The organism is Bremerella volcania (assembly GCF_007748115.1).
GTDB classification, from domain to species: Bacteria; Planctomycetota; Planctomycetia; order Pirellulales; family Pirellulaceae; genus Bremerella; species Bremerella volcania.
Genome location: NZ_CP036289.1, coordinates 3,856,547 through 3,874,368 on the forward strand (window position 1 = coordinate 3,856,547; position 17,822 = coordinate 3,874,368).

Consider the following 17,822-nt stretch of genomic DNA (forward strand, 5'->3'; position numbering starts at 1 on the left):
GGGCCAGCGTGTCGCGGGCCCTACTTTTTTAAACGCGTTTCAGCACCACCGTCGCCAGTGGTGGCAGTCGGAACTGGATCGAGTTCTCGCGGCCGTTCCATTCGATGTTGTCGGAGTGGACTTCATCGGTATTGATCACGTCGCTACCGGCGTAACGCGAGTTGTCCGAATTGAAGACTTCCTTGTAGGTGCCTGGCATTGGAACACCCATGCGGTAATCTTCTCGCGAGGTAGGCGTGAAGTTGCACACCACCACGACGAAGTCTTCCGGATTCTTTCCTTTGCGGATATAGCTGATCGTGCTGTTCTGCCAGTCGTTGCAGTCGATCCAATCAAAGCCATCCCCTTGGAAGTCGACCTCATGCAAAGCAGGCTCGTGAACGAGCATCGCGTTCAGGTCGGAAATCAGCTTCTGCATCCCCTGGTGCGATTCCCATTCCAAAAGGTCCCACTGCAGACCCGCTTCGAGATTCCATTCATTCCACTGGGCGATTTCATCCCCCATGAAAATCAGCTTCTTACCGGGATGCGTCCACATGTATGAAAACAGCAATCGCAGGTTCGCGAAGCGCTGCCACATGTCGCCGGGCATCTGATCCAGCAGCGAGCCTTTGCCATGCACCACTTCGTCGTGCGACAGCGGCAGGATGAAGTTCTCGGTGAACGCGTAGATCAAGCTGAACGTCAGTTCGCCGTGATGATGCTTGCGGTAGATCGGATCCTTCCGCATGTAGCGAAGGGTATCGTTCATCCACCCCATGTTCCACTTCAGGCTGAAGCCCAGACCGCCGTCAAACGTCGGACGGGAAACACCACCCCAAGCGGTTGACTCTTCGGCGATCGTCATCACGCCGGGATGCTGCAGGTGCGACTGCTCGTTGAATTCCTTGAGGAACGAGATCGCTTCCAGGTTTTCGCGGCCGCCATATTCGTTGGGCAGCCAGTTGCCCCCTTCGCGGCTGTAGTCGAGGTACAGCATCGAAGCCACCGCGTCGACGCGAAGACCGTCGATGTGGTACTTGTCGAACAGGAACAACGCGTTGGAGACCAGGAAGTTGCGAACTTCGTTACGGCCGTAGTTAAAGATCAACGTGCCCCAGTCCGGGTGTTCGCCGCGACGAGGGTCGTCGTGTTCGTACAAAGCCGTTCCGTCGAAGCGACGCAGACCATGATCATCTTTCGGGAAGTGAGCCGGCACCCAGTCGAGAATCACCGCCAAGCCATGCTGGTGGCAGTAGTCGACGAAGTACATGAAGTCTTCCGGGCTACCGTAACGGCTGGTGATCGCATAGTAGCCAACGGTTTGATAACCCCAGCTTCCGGTGAACGGATGCTCGGAAACGGGCATCAGTTCGATGTGCGTGTGGTTTTGCTTCTGGCAGTACTTCACCAATTCGTGAGCCAGGTGGCGGTAGTTGAACCAGCCGTGCTCCTCTTCCAGGTTTCGCTGCCAGCTTCCCAGGTGGACTTCATAGACCGACATCGGCCTGGAGAGTTGATCTTCGGCGGCACGCTGCTCCATCCATGCTTGGTCTTTCCACTGGTGGGTGCTCAGATCCACCACGACCGAAGCCGTCTTGGGAGGCACTTCAGCAGCAAAGCCGTAAGGATCGCACTTATCCACCGCGCGATCGGACTGGCGAACGCGATACTTGTACTTCTCTCCGGCGACCATGCCTGGGATAAAGAGTTCCCAAATGCCGCTGCTGCCGATGCGGTTCATCTGATGGCTGCGAGCATCCCAGTCGTTGAAATCTCCGACGACCGAAACGGCTTTGGCATTCGGAGCCCAGACGGCGAAGTTCACGCCGGTCACGCCGTTGACGGTGCGGATGTGGGCACCCATTTTGTCGTACGAATTCCAATGCTTCCCCTCCCCTAACAGGTGAAGGTCGAAACCGGTGAAGTACGAAGGAAATGCGTAGGGGTCGTGCAAGGTTTTCATCTGGCCGCTTCCGCTGTCGACTCGTAATTGATACTGGCCCTTTTCCGTTACCCCGTCCATGGGACACATGACTTCGAACAGTCCAGCCGGATGAATCATTTTCATCGGCACGCTCTGACCGTGTCCTGGATGGAACAGCCAAGCTTGCTCTTTTCCCGGCAGGTAGGCACGAACCGCCGCGGATTTTGTGTTGCCCGAACCTTCGACCGGGTGAGGACCCAGAAACCGACTCGGACTGTCTGAACAGCCGTCAATAATATCCGTTATTTTACCCAAACTACCAATGGTATGCACGTCCTACTCCTTGCCGATGCCCCGGCTGTCAGTGATTTCTCTTAGGGGGAGATCAATTGATGTATGCAGTTAAAAACTGGCCTAAGCACACGTAGCCAATGAATTTAGTGTCGAGCCGGCCTCTATCTCATGCTGGGCATTTCGCAGGGCCAGCTGGATGTCGTCGACCAGCGAAGTTCTCGCTGACCACGTGTCGGCGACTTCGTTTTCTGAGAGCGACGACCGGCAGTACTTGGCCGAAATACGATGAAACTGGCGGGCATGGGCGACGCGCGACCACAGGTCGTGGTTACGAACCGCGATACGCCGTCCGAGTCGTTCGATCTTGAAATCTTGGTCTTCCCAGGTGCAAAGCCCGTGGCGAATCCCATTGAGGATGTAGCGTGAAGGGGTCAGCAGCATCACTCGGCTTGGCTCCGGGATGGCTTCCAGGCCGCGGACCACGGCCAACAGCGCCACACGGTCGCCAAAGTGATTCGCCTCGAAGTCGGACTCGGCGATCTCGAACGTGCGGTCGGAACTCCGCAGCACGAACTGCCAACGCCCACCTTCAATGTCACTTCGCGAGCCGGTTGCGAGGAGATATTGGGGAGTGCTCTCTCTCATCGGTTTTCTTCCAGGGGGGATGGAATAATCGTCATATGTGGTCGCCTTCGCACCAATTGCTAGCAAAGCTGGCTCCCACGCCTTGCTTATCGGCAGCCATGTCCTACACGCAACACTCTATCTAATCGTTTTTCTTTACCTTTTTAGCCTAGTTTCCACGATTGGATCGCGGAAACCTGCTTCCAACGCTATCACGTTGGCTCGAAAGTATGGGAGAAGATCTGCTAAAATCATGCCGACCACTTCCTTTATGCGATTTCCCAAGAGCAATCGCGCGGGCGGCTTCGCGGCCAACCACAGCGCGATGGGTAAAATGAAATTGCTGATATGCTCTCGTACTACGCTCCCGGCCAGCCGTAGGCGAGAGGTCGTCCCATCGGGCGATACCCACCGATGCCGTTGGACAAAAGGACCTACGCCGTGCAAGATCGTGAAGTGTTCGAATGGTTGCGCGAGAAAATTTCGCAGACTCGCCGCATCCGACCTGAAAACGTTCGTATGGAAAGCTCGCTCGCGGAAGACCTGGTGCCAGACTCGTTCGAGTTGATCGAACTGGTCTGCGAGATCGAGAAGAAGTTTGGGTTCTCGATTAACTACGATGACTTCGCCGAGATTCAGTCGGTAGGCGACGTCGTCGATTTCATCCAACATCATAGCGCGGCGCGTTAAAAAAACCTCCCTCAGTAGAGACACCTTGTTATGGCAGCCAAGAAAATACTGATGCTCGTGGGCGATTTCGTGGAAGACTACGAAGTCATGGTTCCGTTCCAAATGCTGCTGATGGTCGGGCACGATGTTTCCGCCGTCTGCCCCGACAAGAAGGCAGGCGACACGGTCGCCACCGCCATCCACGACTTCGAGGGGCATCAAACCTACAGCGAGAAGCCAGGGCACAACTTCCGCCTTAATGCGACGTTCGACGAGATCGACGCCGCCTCGTTCGACGCCCTGGTCATCCCCGGCGGCCGGGCACCGGAGTACCTGCGATTGAACGGCAAGGTCCTCGACGTCGTGCGGCACTTCGCCGACAACGACAAACCAATCGCCGCGATCTGCCACGGCCCGCAAATTCTGGCAGCTGCCGGCGTGCTGAAAGGGAAGACCGTTTGCCCCTACCCTGCCGTCGGTCCAGAAGTGGTCATCGGCGGTGGCGAGAGCATCCCGCCAAGCGACACGTTCGACAACGCGCATGTCGACGGCAAGCTCGTCACCGGCCCTGCCTGGCCAGCCCACCCCGCGTGGATCCGCTCGTTCCTGGAAGTCCTGGGGACGAAGATCGAGCCGTAGGTAACGTAGGGGCTGTGTGTCGCGGGTCGAATGCTTAGTACCCGCTTGATGTTTAAGACAGTCGCTACCTTCCTGCGATTCACGTTGGCCCTGAACGACGGATCGGAAATTCATTCCAACGAATTCGAAGGCCCGGTGAACCTTGGGCAGTTCATCGCCGAACATGGCCTCGATCCGACGAATGCCATGGATCCACAAATGGAATAATACCACAGCCCTGTGGGCTCTTGATAGTGCGCGGCGGTCGTGTAGCTTAGTTGGTAGTCACCTCTCGTGCTCCGCTAGAACCGTCGAGACGAATACTTCTAGATGAACTCCAGCGAACAACAAGCCCACGAAGCCACTGCAGAGTCGGTCCGCCCCAAGCGAAACCGCTGGACGAGCTTCTCGCTGCTCACGATTCTGCTATTACTGACGATCGCCGCTTTGGGCATCTCGCACGTCCGCATGTCGTGGCAGATGGACGAGAACAACCAGGCGATGGCCACCATGGAGGCCGAACTCGCCAAGCTTCGCAAGGAGGCTGGCTATCTGGAGATCTCGGACGAGTCGCTGGTTCATGTCGTCGCCGCACCGACGCACGAAGATTTGGTTTGGCGCTGGAAAGTGTTTGTGCCGGACGGCGTGACGATGAAGTCGCACATGAGCGTCAAACGTTCGACCGGCGGCTCGATGACCTCCACCTCGCAGCTCGGCGAAGGAGAGAACCAGATTGAACTGGCCATCTACCGCGGCCCCGAAGGAGAGTGGAAACAGAAGATCACCGTCATCCACGGCCCCAGCACGTCCTCTTCTTCGGGGCAACTGCCCGAGGATTTCATGAGCTGGCTGAACAACGCGACGACTTCAAGCAGCGGCCTGATGCGATCGGAAGGAACCAAAGTCTTCCAGCCTGATCAGGACGTCACCCTGCTGAAGATGACTGCCCACGGCCGCGAAAAGCAGGACCCCAAAACCGGAGCACCTGGCAAGGCAACCAAAGAGTCAACGGAAATTACGGCGTGGCTGGCACCGGAGGAAAATCCGTAGCTCGCAATACTCTTCTCATTGGGTGGCCTAGAGAGATTCCTCTCTGGGTCGGCAAAGCCGACAAGCGGCTCATGGACCGACGTTACCGAAGATAAGAACTTTCCACTGAGTTCACGCTCGATGCATGAGCCGCTTGTGGCCTGCGTCCACCCACTTGCGCGGTGGATTGTTTACCTGGCCGAAAGCGCCCCGGATCGCTCCATGCCTGCCGGCATATCGCCGGTGCCGCTGACCATCGTCGTTTGCCACTGGGCGCCGATCATCACGCAGTTGATGCCGGAACCGATTCCCAGCAGGGCGACGTTCTGGCCGGCTTCGATGAACTGCGTTTGAGCCGCCAGGGCCAGCGTGTTCGGCAAGGCGGCCGCGCCGGTGTTGCCCAGCCACTGCACCGTGGCGAAGTCGTTCTCGATCGGCAGGCCGAGCTTTTCGAGCACCAGCTTGCGATGCGTCAGGCCGACCTGGTGGCAGATCGAGCGATCGATTTGATCGGGCGACCAGCCTGTTTCCGCCTGGAAGTCGGCGAACGTGGCCGCGCCCGTGGCGATCCCTTCGGCCATCAGCTTTTCTGAGTCGGTCTGCATCAACGGGTTGCCGACGCCCGTTTCGTTCTTCCCGGCGATGCTATGGCAAAGGTCGTGATGCTGCGTGTGAGCCCGGGCGCTGGCGGCGATCATCTGATTGCCGGTGCGGCTCAGTTCTTTATGGCACAGCAGCATCGCGCAGCTGGCCGAACCGATCGTCAGCGAGGCGACGGCCAGCTTGATGTCGTTGCGGCTGAGGTTCTCGCTGTTGTTCAGCGTTTCGATCGTGTTGTCGACCAGGTGTCGGCCACTCTCGGTCCCGACGACGATGCCTGCTTTGATCTGGCCCAGCTCGATCATGTTGGCGATTTGAATCGCCCCGTTCAAAATGCCCAGGCAGGCATTGCTAACGTCGTACACGACGCAGTCTTGCGGCAGGCTCAACGCGTGATGCACGCGGCAAGCGGTGGCTGGCTCGAGGAAATCGCGACAGACCGAACCGTGAATCAGGGCCCCGACGTCGGCCGGATCGATCCCTGTGGCGGCCATTACGTTACGAGCCGAATGGATACTGACGTCCCCAGGCTGGACCACGTCGGGGAAAAATCGCCGCTGCGAAATTCCGGTCATCAGTTCCAGTCGCCCTTCTGGAAGCCGTAAACGCTCGTACAAGGGAGCTAATCGCTGCTCAATCTCAGCCGAAGTAACGATTTCATCCGGCAGGCAATAGCCTAGCCCTTCGATGCAGACATTTTGGTATTTCATGCCGACTCTGACAGCGGAGAAGAACTTTCCGTAAAGCCGATATCATACCGGGTTTGGGGCAAGGAGAGAACCGACCGGTATCATTTGAAGAATTCATTCTCACAGCATGAAGTCTAGATGAAGGCAGTGACAGCTGGAAGATGTGGCAGCTATCAGCGCACTAAAGCACAAGATATGGAAAAAGCTTGGCAAGCTTTAACGGATCGGTAGACTCTTCGCATCTTGTTATTGATCTGAGTACGTCTCGGAACGTTACGATCTGATCAAGGCACATGATAGGGAGGTCATCGCTTTAGCAAACCCAGGACGGGTATCTGCGATTGCTTGGTGGGCAAGCCAATAGCTGCGTGTCGGACTACACGTTTCATTATCGGCTGCTTACCAACGAAAGTTTTGGACGAACTTCGTACCAGCCAAGCACTTGTCGCAAATTCTTCATTCTGGATCAAGCCGAAGTTGGTTGATCAAACAAGCCTTGGGAAGATCTTCGTTTTTTGAGCGCATGACGCGCCCGAGGAGTCCCCAGATGTTTACCAAACCTGTTATCGGTTTGAATGCCAACTTTCGGAATGCTACCCATGATCGGCCAGCGTTCTCCTTTATCTCTGCCGGATACTTTGATGCAGTGATTTCGGCAGGCGGGATTCCCGTGGTCCTCCCACCGGTTGCCACCCCGGAAGACCAGCAGGCTGTTCTGCAGCGGCTGGACGGCGTGGTGATGATTGGTGGTCCGGATTTGGATCCTAATCGGGACGGGTTCATGCGTCACGCTTCCATCCGCATGATGGAGCCGCGTCGTGAAGAAGCCGACCGTTCGATGATGAAATTGATCGCCCAGATGCGACTGCCGGTGTTCGGTATTGGGGTCGGTATGCAATTGCTCAACGTTGCCATGGGTGGCAACTTGTTCATGCACATTCCCGAAGACCTGCCGGGGGCATTGCCGCATCACGACACGATCGACAAGCATCACCGCCATGGACTCGACGTGGTCCCTGGCACCCTGATGGAAAAAATCTTCGGCGATGGCGAAGTTCGCGTGAACAGCAGCCATCACATGGCCATCGACGAGTTGGCTCCTGGCTTCACCGTTTCGGCACGCAGCCCAGACGGCGTGATCGAAGCCATCGAATCGATTCACGAAGATTGGTTTGCCATCGGTACGCAGTTCCATCCGGAAGCCGAGTCGGCTTCGGCCCTGGATCAGCGCATTTTTGAAGAGTTCGTCGAAGGCGTCGTCGCCGTCAAGTCTGGCGGCGTCCGCGTGGCAGCTGCCTAACGGCAGCCAGGATCGCACGTTCAGCAAGGGAGAGCAGCAGCCGCAGGCCAATGGCTGCTGCTTCCCCTCTTTTTCTTCAAAACTCATAACCTCTCATTCGCTGGGATAGGGATGCCCTCGCAGACTCTCGGATTCTCGAGTTTCTCGGAACATGCGCGCCGCTACTTCGTCGGCACTGCCATGACTCCCTGTCTGCGCTTTGTCAGTGCCGCGATTCTCAAAGTCGACCATCGCGGGCTCAACGGATGCTTTGACGTCATTCACCAGTTGAACGTTCGTACGCCGGCCGATGTACGGTCAATGCTCGAGCAAGGGGGCGCCGGACTCACCACCGGCAGCCAACTGCCCGGCATGGTCTCGCGGTTGGTCTCGGAACTGCAAGTGGTCAACGTCGAACGGCTGCTCAACTCGTGTGGCGTCTCGGCGGAAAAGGTCATCGCCATCGGGCAGCGCGGTCCCGTTTGCGGCCGCGAATTCTGGAAGCAAACAGGCTCGGCCATTTCGATCGGCGATCCGGCGATACTGGCCGAAGCGACCGGCCTGACCGTGATGGACCACTTCGAGCAGCGCGACATCGCCAAAGGTGGCAGCGCGCTCGGTCTGGACGTGCTTCCGATGTGGCTGCTGCTGACGCAAGCGGTCGATTCCATCAGTGCCCGGCCGAAGGTGGTCGTGCGGCTGGATCACTCGATCGAACTGTTCTACCTGCCGGCTCGCCGCAAGAATCGCCCGATACCTCCGATCGCCTACCGGCAACTCGGCCCCGGCTTCGCGCTACTGCAACCGCTGCAAAGCCTTTGCGATCAGAAGGTAGCCACGGTCGCGGTAAGTCCCGCGGCACTGGGTGATTTGCTCCAGCAACTTGAAGTTGAACAGGTCACGGCGGACTCGCCCCACCAAATCAAAAATGTGATCGAAAGCATCTTGGAAGAGATACCGGAGTTGCTTGGTTCGAGCGTCACGCTAAATCAAACGATGGAGTCTTATTGGGCCGAATCGATTCATCGGCAAATCGCCGAACACTTCCCCCCTTCACCCGAATTTGCCGAGATCATCGTGCTGGGACGTGGTGCCCGCCGCGAAAAGCTGGTGCAGCAAATCGCCGACAAATTTCCCGGTGCAACCGTGACGACCGACGTTCAGCGCGGCTGGATCTCGGGCGCCGTAGGAGCATCGATTGCGGCGATTTTTGCGGCGCTGCATGTCGATCAGGTCAGTGGCAATCTGCCCGACTTGACCGGAGCCAGCGCAGCCCGAGTACTGGGACGCATCACGCCAGGCAACCCCGGCAACTGGCGCGGGGTCCTAACGCAGATGGAACAAGCCGCCCGCCAAACCATGCCGCTGCGGGAAGCAATTTGATCAGCGCACGCATTCTTGTCCCCTCGCCCCTGAGGGGAGAGGGCCAGGGTGAGGGGTTATCCCCGCCGGCCTGAAAGCGCATGCGCGGCCGACGTTCGCGATAGTCTCGGAACGAATCTTACGCAGTTTCTTACGCCGCCCCCTAGGGGCTGACACAATCACGGCGGCCCGCGTTCGTTAGCCGTTTCGACTTGCTGTGTTTCCATCGCGGACGCCATGTCCGCGTGGACACGCTTTTCGATCACGCGAAGCACACGTTCGCGTCGCGTGGGCGTGATGATCTTCTGGGTTTCGACTCGAGAGACTACTTGAGGCGGCGTTTCGCTTTCGGATTGTTCTTCGCTGGAAGCCTCTTTCACCGGTGCGTTGAGTTCAAGCTCCAGCGCATCGATCTCGGCCTGTTTCGCGTTGATCTCCTCGATCAACTGCAGGTTGAGTTTTTTCATGCGGTAGAACATCCACGCGTACAATCGGGCGGCTTCGTAGGTGAGGGGCTCGCGTAGCGGCTGCCTCAGCCGGTAGCGTTTTCGTTCCTCGTATCGCGTCACGGCGTCGCGTTCGCGGGGCTCGCGGTATTCGCCTGAATCACTTCGCGAACGTTTGGGCGTTAGGCCGTTTGGCACCAGGGGAGGATCGATTTCGGGGAACTCGTAGGCGTCAATCTCCGGATCGATTTCGACCACGATACTGTCGGCCCGGTAGTGCGGTCGATCGGGGTCGAACGCTTCGTCAGGCGGCTCTTCGCGGGAAACGTCCTTTGCCATCGCAGCCTGAAACGCGGCTTCCTCCTGGGCCTCTTGCCGCCGAATGATTTCGTTGAGCGTGGCCGATTGCGGCCGAGGCGTTCGTTTCGGAGGGGCCATCTTCGGCGGCCAGAATTTCTTGGGCTGCGACTCGTTGGCCGGCTCTTCCTGCAAGACCATCAACACTTCTCCACAGCAGGGGCACAGAAGCCGATTCCCCTCGCGCACGGCAACCTGCGGAGCGTGGCCGGTTGAGCCATCTCCGTGTTTTTCAGGTTGTGAGGCGTGGGAATGGGACATGACGTTTTCGAGTGTTGAAGGTTTGCGTGCCCACGCGAACGCGGGCACGGCACCCGGAAGCGTGATGCTTCATCGGGTGTACGTGCAATTTAGAGGACTAGCGCTTCAGTGAGATAGTGCGCGCGGGAAAAATTTTTTGACCACGGATGGCACGGATGGGAATGAATCGAGAACGGGTACCAACGTCGCACTGCCGGGGGCGGCAGTGGCACCCGTTCTCAAGCTTTCCGATCCGTGTTCATCCGTGCCATCCGTGGTTGGTCTTCTCGTTTTGCATTTGAAGCTGACAAATGCGGCCTGGCGGTGAGATGCTTGTACTGGCCCCTAGGGATGCGGTATCAAGTGAATTACGTGGAATTTATCTGGGTAGTAACAAGTTCATCAGGCCGGCGGTCGTTATCCGGCTCAAGAATTCCGATGTACAGTCCTCAATGGAAACGCGATGATTTTGTTGATGCGGGTAAGCGTTTCCGCGACCGATGGCGTTTGGCCGGAGTTGATCTCGGACAGGAACTGCGTGGGTTCTTCGACCTCGTAGAAGTTGACCCTGAATTCAAACTCCCTGATTCTGACATCGAGGAACTAAAGTCCATTCCCAATGGTCAACATAGAATTGTTGCTCGAATGGACATGCGTTTTAGAAAGTGTCCCAAGACACGCCATTTGGAATCCCCATACGCTATTTTACTTGAGATCATCGAGCATGGTGGATCATTCTCTATAGAACACGGCATAATCGATATCCGTGATCAATCCAGCGTTGCGGTCGGTGGATTCATGTTTCGACATGCATGAATCGCCGGGTAACATAATGATGCATTCGAGTCGGCGGGGGCGGTTTAAAAATGGACAAATCATCGTAGCCGCCTCGTGATCGGTGACGTTCGCTGCTACAACCCAAGGAAATCAACAGGTCTTCAATGAGCCGGGAAATCTATATTGGCTTCCGATTGACCGATGCCAGCGATGAAACCGCAATTGAGGTTCGAGCACCATACTTTCTGTTCGGAACTCAACAAACAAGTAAAGCATTTTGGTCACTTCCAATCTGGAAATCGATAGGATTATCCCATCTTGCTGAATTGGGCATGACAGATCCCGTATACTTTATAGGTTGGCCCATGATTGACGAGTTAGAGCGAGAAATTAGGCTGTTCGAGAACAACTTGACGAAGATCAACTTTGATCCTGACGTTAAATCCTGGTTTCTTGCCCATCTCATCTATTGCCATAGCTTGCTTGTTTCAACTGCACCGAAGGATTCGATCCCTGAACTTACAATCGGTTAGTCGCAGCTAAGACACATTCAGGGAAGAATGCAGCAAACCAAGCCATGTACCGGAATGGCGGTTGCAGCCGTGGTCCATATCAAAGTCAACACCCGCCTTCAGTGATTGCAGTCATTCGGCAAAGGAAACCCACCCGATGTCCAATCAACAAGTAACCAGCGGTTCGTACGAACTTGAAGTGGTCATCGCTACAAGGCCTGAGCGGGTTTGGTAGGCGATTTCCTCCGAGTCTTCTGCCTGGTGGCCGATGGATTTCGTCACGTCCGATCGGACGCAGCGTTTTGTTATCGAGCCGGTGCTGGGAGGTCGGGCGTTCGAGGATTTTGGCGACGGCGAAGGTCTGGTGTGGTATACCGTCATCGGCGTGGACGCCGGGCGAGAATTGGTTTTGGCAGGGCATTTGTTGCCGCCATTTGGCGGTCCTGCGACCACGGCGCTGCGGGTAACTCTCTCAGCCCAGGCAGACGGCACGCTGGTGAAGATTCGAGATGATCGGTTTGGGATTCTCGGAGGAGACTCGCCGGTTGAAGGATGGCGGATCGTCTTCGACGGTGGTTTGCGCCACTATCTCGAATCAGAAAGTGCCAACAGCTGAGTCGCTACTGCTGGGTGAACTGGATAGTTCGCCCCTGCCCTACTTCTGGTTGTGCGAGCCGTCGCAGCCGGGGGGCTTTTGGGTCAAACCGCAGACGCAATCGTTCATTCCTTTGCCATCAAGGATTCGCGGGGCGAACTTTTCGATTCTCGCGGTGCGGGTCTTCGACTGTTTCGCGGCGGCGAAGTGCATCACGTAGGCCCGCTGGCGCCCTGGCGTCAGTGCTTCGAACGCCTTCTTGAGCCGCGGATCTTCCTTGAGCTTGGTCTGCAGTTCGACGGGAAACTCGTCGGGGCCCTGCTTGGTTTCGACCTGCTTGCCGGACCGTTCGGCTTCAATGGCCTGCTGGATGAGGAACTTGAGCTTCGATTTCAGCTTTGTGATTTGACGGGCATCGGTGAATCGCACCACGCGGAACGTGCGACTGTTTTCGCCGGGCGCGACCAACAGGTTTTCCGGATCGTTCAATAGTGGTCCCTTGAAGAAGCTCAGCACGCAGTCATTTTTGAATGCCGCGATCATGACGACGTTCTTGTTGTTAAGCGTGTAGCAGGGAGCCTGCCACTTCCAGGCTTCCGTGAGTTCCGTCTCGAGAACAAGCTTGCGCAGCAGCGTGAGTTCCTTCTGCCAGTTTGAGTGATTGCGAATATAGTCGTCTACGTTCGGATCCATAACCGGTAGCTTTTCCATCCACCCTTCTCAACAAAATTGCCCCCCATCGAGACACTAAACTACCACGCCCGCGAAGCACCTGCCAGAGTCACTTCGCCACGACACTTCGATACATTTTGCGAAAACAAGGCAACTCAATCTAGTTTGCATCGACAACGGTAGTGGGCAGAGAAACCTCAATCATGCAAAGGAACGGGGACAATGGGCGTGAAGTTACGCGAGCCGCTGGTTCGACCAGTCTGGCCACCCAAGGGGTACGCGAAGCGAGTTGAAGTGACTGAAGACGACGACTGGTGGATCTTGTCCGCGGTCCATGGGCGAACCGATCCATGGGATTTGATTGTCTTCAACTTCGGAACGCGTAATCCCGACGAGGTGAACTGGTGTCTGCATCACATTCTGGGTTGCCGCAGGAAGTCGAAAGATGGCAAGAACTACGACTTCGGCGCGCCTTGCACGATAAGGCAGTACATCTATATTCCGCCGGCCGGCTGGAAACCACCAACAACCGCGGATGATGATGCCTGGGAACGGGTCCGCAGCACCATAAACTCCGCCACCGTCAAAACGCTGAACCTATCGCTGTTCGCATACAAGCTATCGATCAGTGGACACGACTTTGGCAAGATCGGTTACTTGCTCAATACCAAGCGGATCACGGCGAAGCTTGATCCCACGCACTTGCATGCGGCAGAATACCTTCCAGGTAGCGATCAAATCATCATCAAGCTGCTACCGAGCGATCCGATCGACCGAAGTCACATCGTGCATGAAGCCGTGCATGCCAGCTTTGACTATCGGCATAGTTTTGGCGTCCGCTCGTATCAGCTTGACGAGGAATGTTTCGCGTACGTCGTGCAGATGCTTTATCTGCAAAAGTTCTATGGGGGAACTTGGCCGAGCGGATGGAGTCATGAGTTTGAAGCGAAAGCGACTTGGCAAGCGGCCTGGAAGGTGGCCAACGCGGTCCGCGGCCCTGACCCGGTGCATCCCGACTTGACCGACGCTTTGATGACGGCCTACAAAGCGTCGAACGCAGGCAATGGAGTTGGCCTACTGGATCGTCCCGGTCACAACGGAATTCGCTAATCCTGAGAATTCGCTGTAACCAACGATTCGAAACGGCATCTTACCGGGGACTAACTTCGTAAATGTCCCCTGGAGGATGCATGACGCAAGCAGACCCATCGAAATTCTTCGATCAGGAAAAAGCCGCCGGCTACGACCAGCGCTGGGCCGGCATGGCGGCTATCAACGATGCGCAGCACCTCTTGCTGAAGGGCATCCTTTCAACGCTTGGCCCCCAGGCTCGGCTGTTGTGTGTGGGTGCTGGCACGGGAGCAGAGCTTCTGGCATTAGCAGCCGCTTTTCCGAATTGGCAATTTACCGTCGTCGAACCGGCGCCGGGGATGATGCAAGTCTGTCGCCGGAATGCCGAAGCCCAGGCAATCACGCAGCGATGTACGTTTCACGAGGGATACCTCGACAGCTTGCCGCAGACCGAGCCGTTCGACGCCGCGACAAGCATGCTCGTTTCGCACTTTCTGGTCGATCGCGAACAGCGAAATCGCTACTTCGCCGAGATCGCACGGCGTGTGCGGCCTGGCGGGCTCGTGGTCAATTCCGACCTGGCGACCGATATGACCAGCGCACAATACGAGCAACTCGTGCGGCACTGGGTCTCGCTGCACCAGTGGGTGGGACTGGAGACGAAGACCGATCACCTGGGGCGCGAGGTCGCCTTGTTGTCGGAAGACGAGATGAAGTCGCTCTTGATCGAAAGTGGTTTCGTTTCCCCGACGCTTACCTTCCAGGCCCTGCTGATCCGCACGTGGGTCTCAGAGGTCCCTGCCTAAAAAACCAACAAGGAACTCCCGACGATGAGCGAAGACGTTCAAGAGTTTTGGAACGAGCGATTTGGACGCGACGAGTACATTTACGGAACGGCCCCGAATACCTTCTTGAAGGCATCGATCCAGCACTTTCCCAAGAATGCCAAAATCCTTTGCATTGCCGAAGGGGAAGGTCGCAATGCGTTGTTTCTGTGTCAGCAAGGGCACGAGGTTCACGCCGTCGACCTTTCGACGGAAGGCAAGGCCAAGGCCGAGCGACTGGCGGCCGAGCACGGCGTAACGCTTCAGTACACCCTCGGCGATTTAAACGACTACGACTACGGCGAGAACCGCTGGGACGCAATCGTTTCGATCTTCGCCCATGTCGATTCCGCCTCGCGAAAGAACATCTATCAGAAGGCGATCGCTTCGCTGAAGGAAGGGGGCATCTTTCTGCTTGAGTCGTACCACCCGCGGCAACTGGAGTACGGAACCGGCGGGCCGAAGGATGTCGACATGCTGGTCACGCTGGAGGACCTGCGCGGCCACTTCCAAGGCCTGCCGCCGCTGCACGAGGCGGAACGGGAACGAGACGTCACCGAAGGCTCGTTCCATACCGGCAACGCCTACGTCACGCAGTTTATTGCCCGCAAAAGCAACTAGGCCTGGTTTACTCGGTCAGGTTCGTCGCTCGCAGGCGCAGCGCATTGCCGATCACGCTGACCGAGCTGAAGCTCATCGCGGCGGCGGCGAACATCGGATTCAATAGCGCGTGCATCCCAAACAGCGGAACCAGGATGCCGGCCGCGATCGGCACGCCCAGGCTATTGTAGGCCAAGGCGAAGAAGAGGTTTTGCCGGATGTTTCGCATGACGCGGCGGCTCAGGCGAAACGCTTTCACGACCCCTTCCAGGTCGCCGCCCATCAAGGTGATCGCCGCGTTTTCGATCGCCACGTCGGTGCCGGTACCCATGGCGATCCCCACGTCGGCGGCGGCTAAGGCCGGGGCGTCGTTGATTCCATCGCCGGCCATGGCAACCTTGGCTCCTTCGTCACGCAGTTTCTGGATGCGATCGTGTTTGTCTTGCGGCGAAAGGTCGGCCTGGTAGTCGTCGATATTGAGCTTCTTGGCGATCGCCCCGGCTACCTGGGCGTTGTCGCCGGTCATCATGATCACGCGAATTCCCATCTCGTGCAGCGACTGGATCGCTCCCGCGGTGGTTTCCTTCAGCGGATCACTGACGATCAACGCGCCGGCATACTTCCCGTCGACCCCCAGGTAGACCTTCGTTCCCTCCGGCGAACCGGAGGCGTCGAACTCGATGCCGTGATCCTTAAGAAGTGATGGCTTGCCGCATACGATCTTCTTCCCTTCGACTACGGCCTGAACCCCCTCCCCTGTCGTCGAGTCGAAGTCGGTCGCCTCTGGCAGACCCATGTCGCGCTGGATTGCTGCGGCAACGATTGAGTGAGCAATCGGGTGTTCGCTGTTTTGTTCGACGGCGGCGGCGTACTTGAGCAGTTCGTCTTCGGAGAATCCCTCGGCAGGCTCCAGTTCGGTCAGCTTCGGCTTTCCTTCGGTGAGCGTGCCGGTCTTATCGACCACGACCGTATCGACCTGCTGCAGCGTTTCGAGTCCGGCGGCTTCTTTGACCAAGACGCCCGCCTTGGCTCCTCGGCCGACCCCCACCATGATCGACATCGGCGTGGCCAGGCCCAAAGCACACGGGCACGCGACGATCAGCACGGCGACCGCGTTGAGCAGTGCATACGCCAGCTTCGGCTCTTCCGGGGACCATAGCGCCCACACAATAAAAGTGACGATCGCGATGCCGACGATGGCCGGCACGAAGTAACCTGAGACCGTGTCGGCCAACCGCTGAATCGGAGCACGGCTACGTTGGGCCTGGCCGACCATCTGCACGATTTGCGAGAGGACCGAGTCCTCGCCGACGTTGGTCGCTTGGATACGAAGGGTGCCCCCTTGGTTGACGGTACCGCCGATGACGTTGTCTCCTTGTTGCTTTCGCACCGGGTCGGCTTCGCCGGTCAGCATCGACTCGTCGACGGTCGAACTGCCGGAGAGCACTTCGCCATCGACGGGGATCTTGTCGCCGGGAACCACTTTCAGCTCGTACCCCTGGCGCACTTCGCTCAGTGGGACTTCACGTTCCTGGCCATCCTGGATGATACGAGCGGTGGGAGGGGCCAGGTTGATCAGTTCGCGAATCGCACTGCCGGTCTTCTTACGGGCTCGCAGTTCGATTACCTGTCCCAGCAGAACAAGCGTGACGATCATCGCCGCGGCCTCGAAGTAGACCGGCACCTCACCTGCATGCTGAAAGGCTTCGGGAATCGCCGCCGGGAAAATTGTCGCGATGAGGCTGTACAGGTACGCCGCCGCGACACCCAACGAGATGAGCGTGAACATGTTCAGATTCATCGTCACCAGCGACTTCGCCCCGCGCACGAAAAATGGCCAGCCGCACCAAACGACGACCGGGGTCGCCAGGCTCAATTGAATCCAACGCGAAACTTCCGCCGGCACGCCCAGTTCGATGCCCATCATCGGCAGCATGGCCAATGCAAAGACAGGCACGGTGAGCACGGCAGCGACCCAGAAACGGATGGTCATCCACATGAGTTCCGGATCGTCCTCTTCCTCGTCGGCCGTGACGGTCTGTGGCTCGAGGTCCATGCCGCACTTGGGGCAACTGCCGGGGTGATCTTGCTGGACCTCCGGATGCATCGGGCAGGTATAGATAGTCTTGGTCTGCGGGGCCGCAGGCTGATTTCGCTCCAGCGCCATGCCACATTTTGGGCAGTCGCCAGGGACGTCGCTTTCCACCCCTTCGCACATCGGACAAATGTACTTGGCCGACGACTTCTGGTTGGCGGAATGCCCTTGGTGACCATGGCAACAATCATGCTTGGGCGGGGCCTCGCCGAGGGTCACCAGTTGCATCGGCGAGCTTTCGCTCGCCCCGCCGACCTCGAACTTCTTCAGGCAATGCTCGCAGCAGAAGTAGAACGTTTGCTCATCCCGGGTCGTTTGCCAGGGTGTCGACTCGTCGACGGTCATTCCGCAGATTGGATCGATTGCCATTTTCCTGCCCTCTCCTTAGGCATGCCCCTGTCGAAGGACGTCTGCCATTATTGGTTCGCAATGCCGATGGGTCTAACGCGTGCAAATGTTATTCCTACCAATACTTACTTCCGATGCCGCGGACGCATCCATGGATTCGTATGGTTGGCAATTCTTCCCAGCCAAGCCGACATGCATATCTGCAATTTTGTTTA

18 protein-coding genes are annotated in these 17,822 nt (G+C 57.4%); 12 read left to right on the forward strand and 6 right to left on the reverse strand.

Annotated features, from left to right (window positions below):
- Nucleotides 1-28: 28 nt before the first annotated feature.
- Both glgB and Pan97_RS15300 read right to left on the reverse strand, forming a co-directional pair.
- Nucleotides 29-2,239 (reverse strand): 1,4-alpha-glucan branching protein GlgB, encoded by a 2,211-nt coding sequence (glgB, locus tag Pan97_RS15295; protein WP_144973979.1) that lies wholly within the window; start codon nt 2,237-2,239, stop codon nt 29-31.
- A gap of 81 nt (nt 2,240-2,320) precedes the next feature.
- The gene (locus Pan97_RS15300; protein ID WP_144973981.1) at nt 2,321-2,845 is read right to left on the reverse strand and encodes an RNase H family protein; all 525 of its coding nucleotides are present in this window, start codon (nt 2,843-2,845) and stop codon (nt 2,321-2,323) included.
- A 420-nt stretch (nt 2,846-3,265) separates the two neighbouring features.
- On the opposite strand from Pan97_RS15300, the gene Pan97_RS15305 reads away from it, so the two are divergent.
- The 4 genes from Pan97_RS15305 (at nt 3,266) to Pan97_RS15315 (ending at nt 5,161) form a co-directional block, all read left to right on the forward strand.
- Nucleotides 3,266-3,514 (forward strand): acyl carrier protein, encoded by a 249-nt coding sequence (locus Pan97_RS15305; RefSeq protein WP_165698778.1) that lies wholly within the window; start codon nt 3,266-3,268, stop codon nt 3,512-3,514.
- Between the two features lie 30 nt (nt 3,515-3,544).
- Nucleotides 3,545-4,132 carry a DJ-1/PfpI family protein gene (locus tag Pan97_RS15310; RefSeq protein WP_144973985.1) on the forward strand — a complete coding sequence of 196 codons (588 nt, stop codon included), beginning with the start codon at nt 3,545-3,547 and terminating at the stop codon, nt 4,130-4,132.
- Between the two features lie 48 nt (nt 4,133-4,180).
- Nucleotides 4,181-4,339, forward strand: coding sequence for a hypothetical protein (locus Pan97_RS26310; RefSeq protein ID WP_165698779.1), 159 nt, complete (start codon nt 4,181-4,183; stop codon nt 4,337-4,339).
- A gap of 102 nt (nt 4,340-4,441) precedes the next feature.
- A complete protein-coding gene (locus Pan97_RS15315) occupies nt 4,442-5,161 on the forward strand; it encodes a hypothetical protein (protein ID WP_144973987.1) in 720 nt (239 codons plus the stop codon).
- 170 nt (nt 5,162-5,331) lie between these two features.
- On the opposite strand, the gene Pan97_RS15320 is transcribed toward Pan97_RS15315, so the two are convergent.
- A complete protein-coding gene (locus Pan97_RS15320) occupies nt 5,332-6,450 on the reverse strand; it encodes a 3-oxoacyl-ACP synthase III (protein ID WP_144973989.1) in 1,119 nt (372 codons plus the stop codon).
- A gap of 526 nt (nt 6,451-6,976) precedes the next feature.
- Between Pan97_RS15320 and Pan97_RS15325 the strand changes: the two genes are divergently transcribed.
- On the forward strand, nt 6,977-7,729 hold the full coding sequence (locus tag Pan97_RS15325; protein ID WP_144973991.1) for a gamma-glutamyl-gamma-aminobutyrate hydrolase family protein: 753 nt from the start codon (nt 6,977-6,979) through the stop codon (nt 7,727-7,729).
- 180 nt (nt 7,730-7,909) lie between these two features.
- Complete coding sequence (locus Pan97_RS15330) at nt 7,910-9,091, forward strand: anhydro-N-acetylmuramic acid kinase (protein WP_165698780.1); 1,182 nt, start codon at nt 7,910-7,912, stop codon at nt 9,089-9,091.
- Between the two features lie 158 nt (nt 9,092-9,249).
- Here the strand turns inward: Pan97_RS15330 and Pan97_RS15335 are convergent, their stop codons facing one another.
- On the reverse strand, nt 9,250-10,134 hold the full coding sequence (locus tag Pan97_RS15335; protein ID WP_144973994.1) for a hypothetical protein: 885 nt from the start codon (nt 10,132-10,134) through the stop codon (nt 9,250-9,252).
- A 417-nt stretch (nt 10,135-10,551) separates the two neighbouring features.
- Here Pan97_RS15335 and Pan97_RS15340 point away from each other — a divergent pair, with 417 nt between their 5' ends.
- The 3 genes from Pan97_RS15340 (at nt 10,552) to Pan97_RS15350 (ending at nt 12,018) form a co-directional block, all read left to right on the forward strand.
- Nucleotides 10,552-10,929: a hypothetical protein gene (locus Pan97_RS15340; RefSeq protein WP_144973996.1), complete on the forward strand. Its 378-nt coding sequence runs from the start codon at nt 10,552-10,554 to the stop codon at nt 10,927-10,929.
- Nucleotides 10,930-11,054: 125 nt separating this feature from the next.
- Nucleotides 11,055-11,423, forward strand: a complete 369-nt coding sequence (locus tag Pan97_RS15345) for a hypothetical protein (protein ID WP_144973998.1) — start codon at nt 11,055-11,057, stop codon at nt 11,421-11,423.
- A 247-nt stretch (nt 11,424-11,670) separates the two neighbouring features.
- Complete coding sequence (locus Pan97_RS15350) at nt 11,671-12,018, forward strand: SRPBCC family protein (protein WP_144974000.1); 348 nt, start codon at nt 11,671-11,673, stop codon at nt 12,016-12,018.
- 39 nt (nt 12,019-12,057) lie between these two features.
- Here Pan97_RS15350 and Pan97_RS15355 read toward each other — a convergent pair whose 3' ends face one another.
- Entirely contained in the window at nt 12,058-12,690 is a 633-nt protein-coding gene (locus Pan97_RS15355; protein WP_144974002.1) for a YdeI/OmpD-associated family protein, read from the reverse strand.
- A gap of 201 nt (nt 12,691-12,891) precedes the next feature.
- On the opposite strand from Pan97_RS15355, the gene Pan97_RS15360 reads away from it, so the two are divergent.
- The 3 genes from Pan97_RS15360 (at nt 12,892) to Pan97_RS15370 (ending at nt 15,185) form a co-directional block, all read left to right on the forward strand.
- A complete protein-coding gene (locus tag Pan97_RS15360) occupies nt 12,892-13,779 on the forward strand; it encodes a hypothetical protein (RefSeq protein ID WP_144974004.1) in 888 nt (295 codons plus the stop codon).
- Nucleotides 13,780-13,859: 80 nt separating this feature from the next.
- On the forward strand, nt 13,860-14,546 hold the full coding sequence (locus Pan97_RS15365; protein WP_165698781.1) for a class I SAM-dependent methyltransferase: 687 nt from the start codon (nt 13,860-13,862) through the stop codon (nt 14,544-14,546).
- A gap of 24 nt (nt 14,547-14,570) precedes the next feature.
- Complete coding sequence (locus tag Pan97_RS15370) at nt 14,571-15,185, forward strand: class I SAM-dependent methyltransferase (protein WP_144974008.1); 615 nt, start codon at nt 14,571-14,573, stop codon at nt 15,183-15,185.
- Between the two features lie 7 nt (nt 15,186-15,192).
- Here the strand turns inward: Pan97_RS15370 and Pan97_RS15375 are convergent, their stop codons facing one another.
- On the reverse strand, nt 15,193-17,628 hold the full coding sequence (locus Pan97_RS15375) for a heavy metal translocating P-type ATPase (protein ID WP_144974010.1): 2,436 nt from the start codon (nt 17,626-17,628) through the stop codon (nt 15,193-15,195).
- Nucleotides 17,629-17,822: the final 194 nt, after the last annotated feature.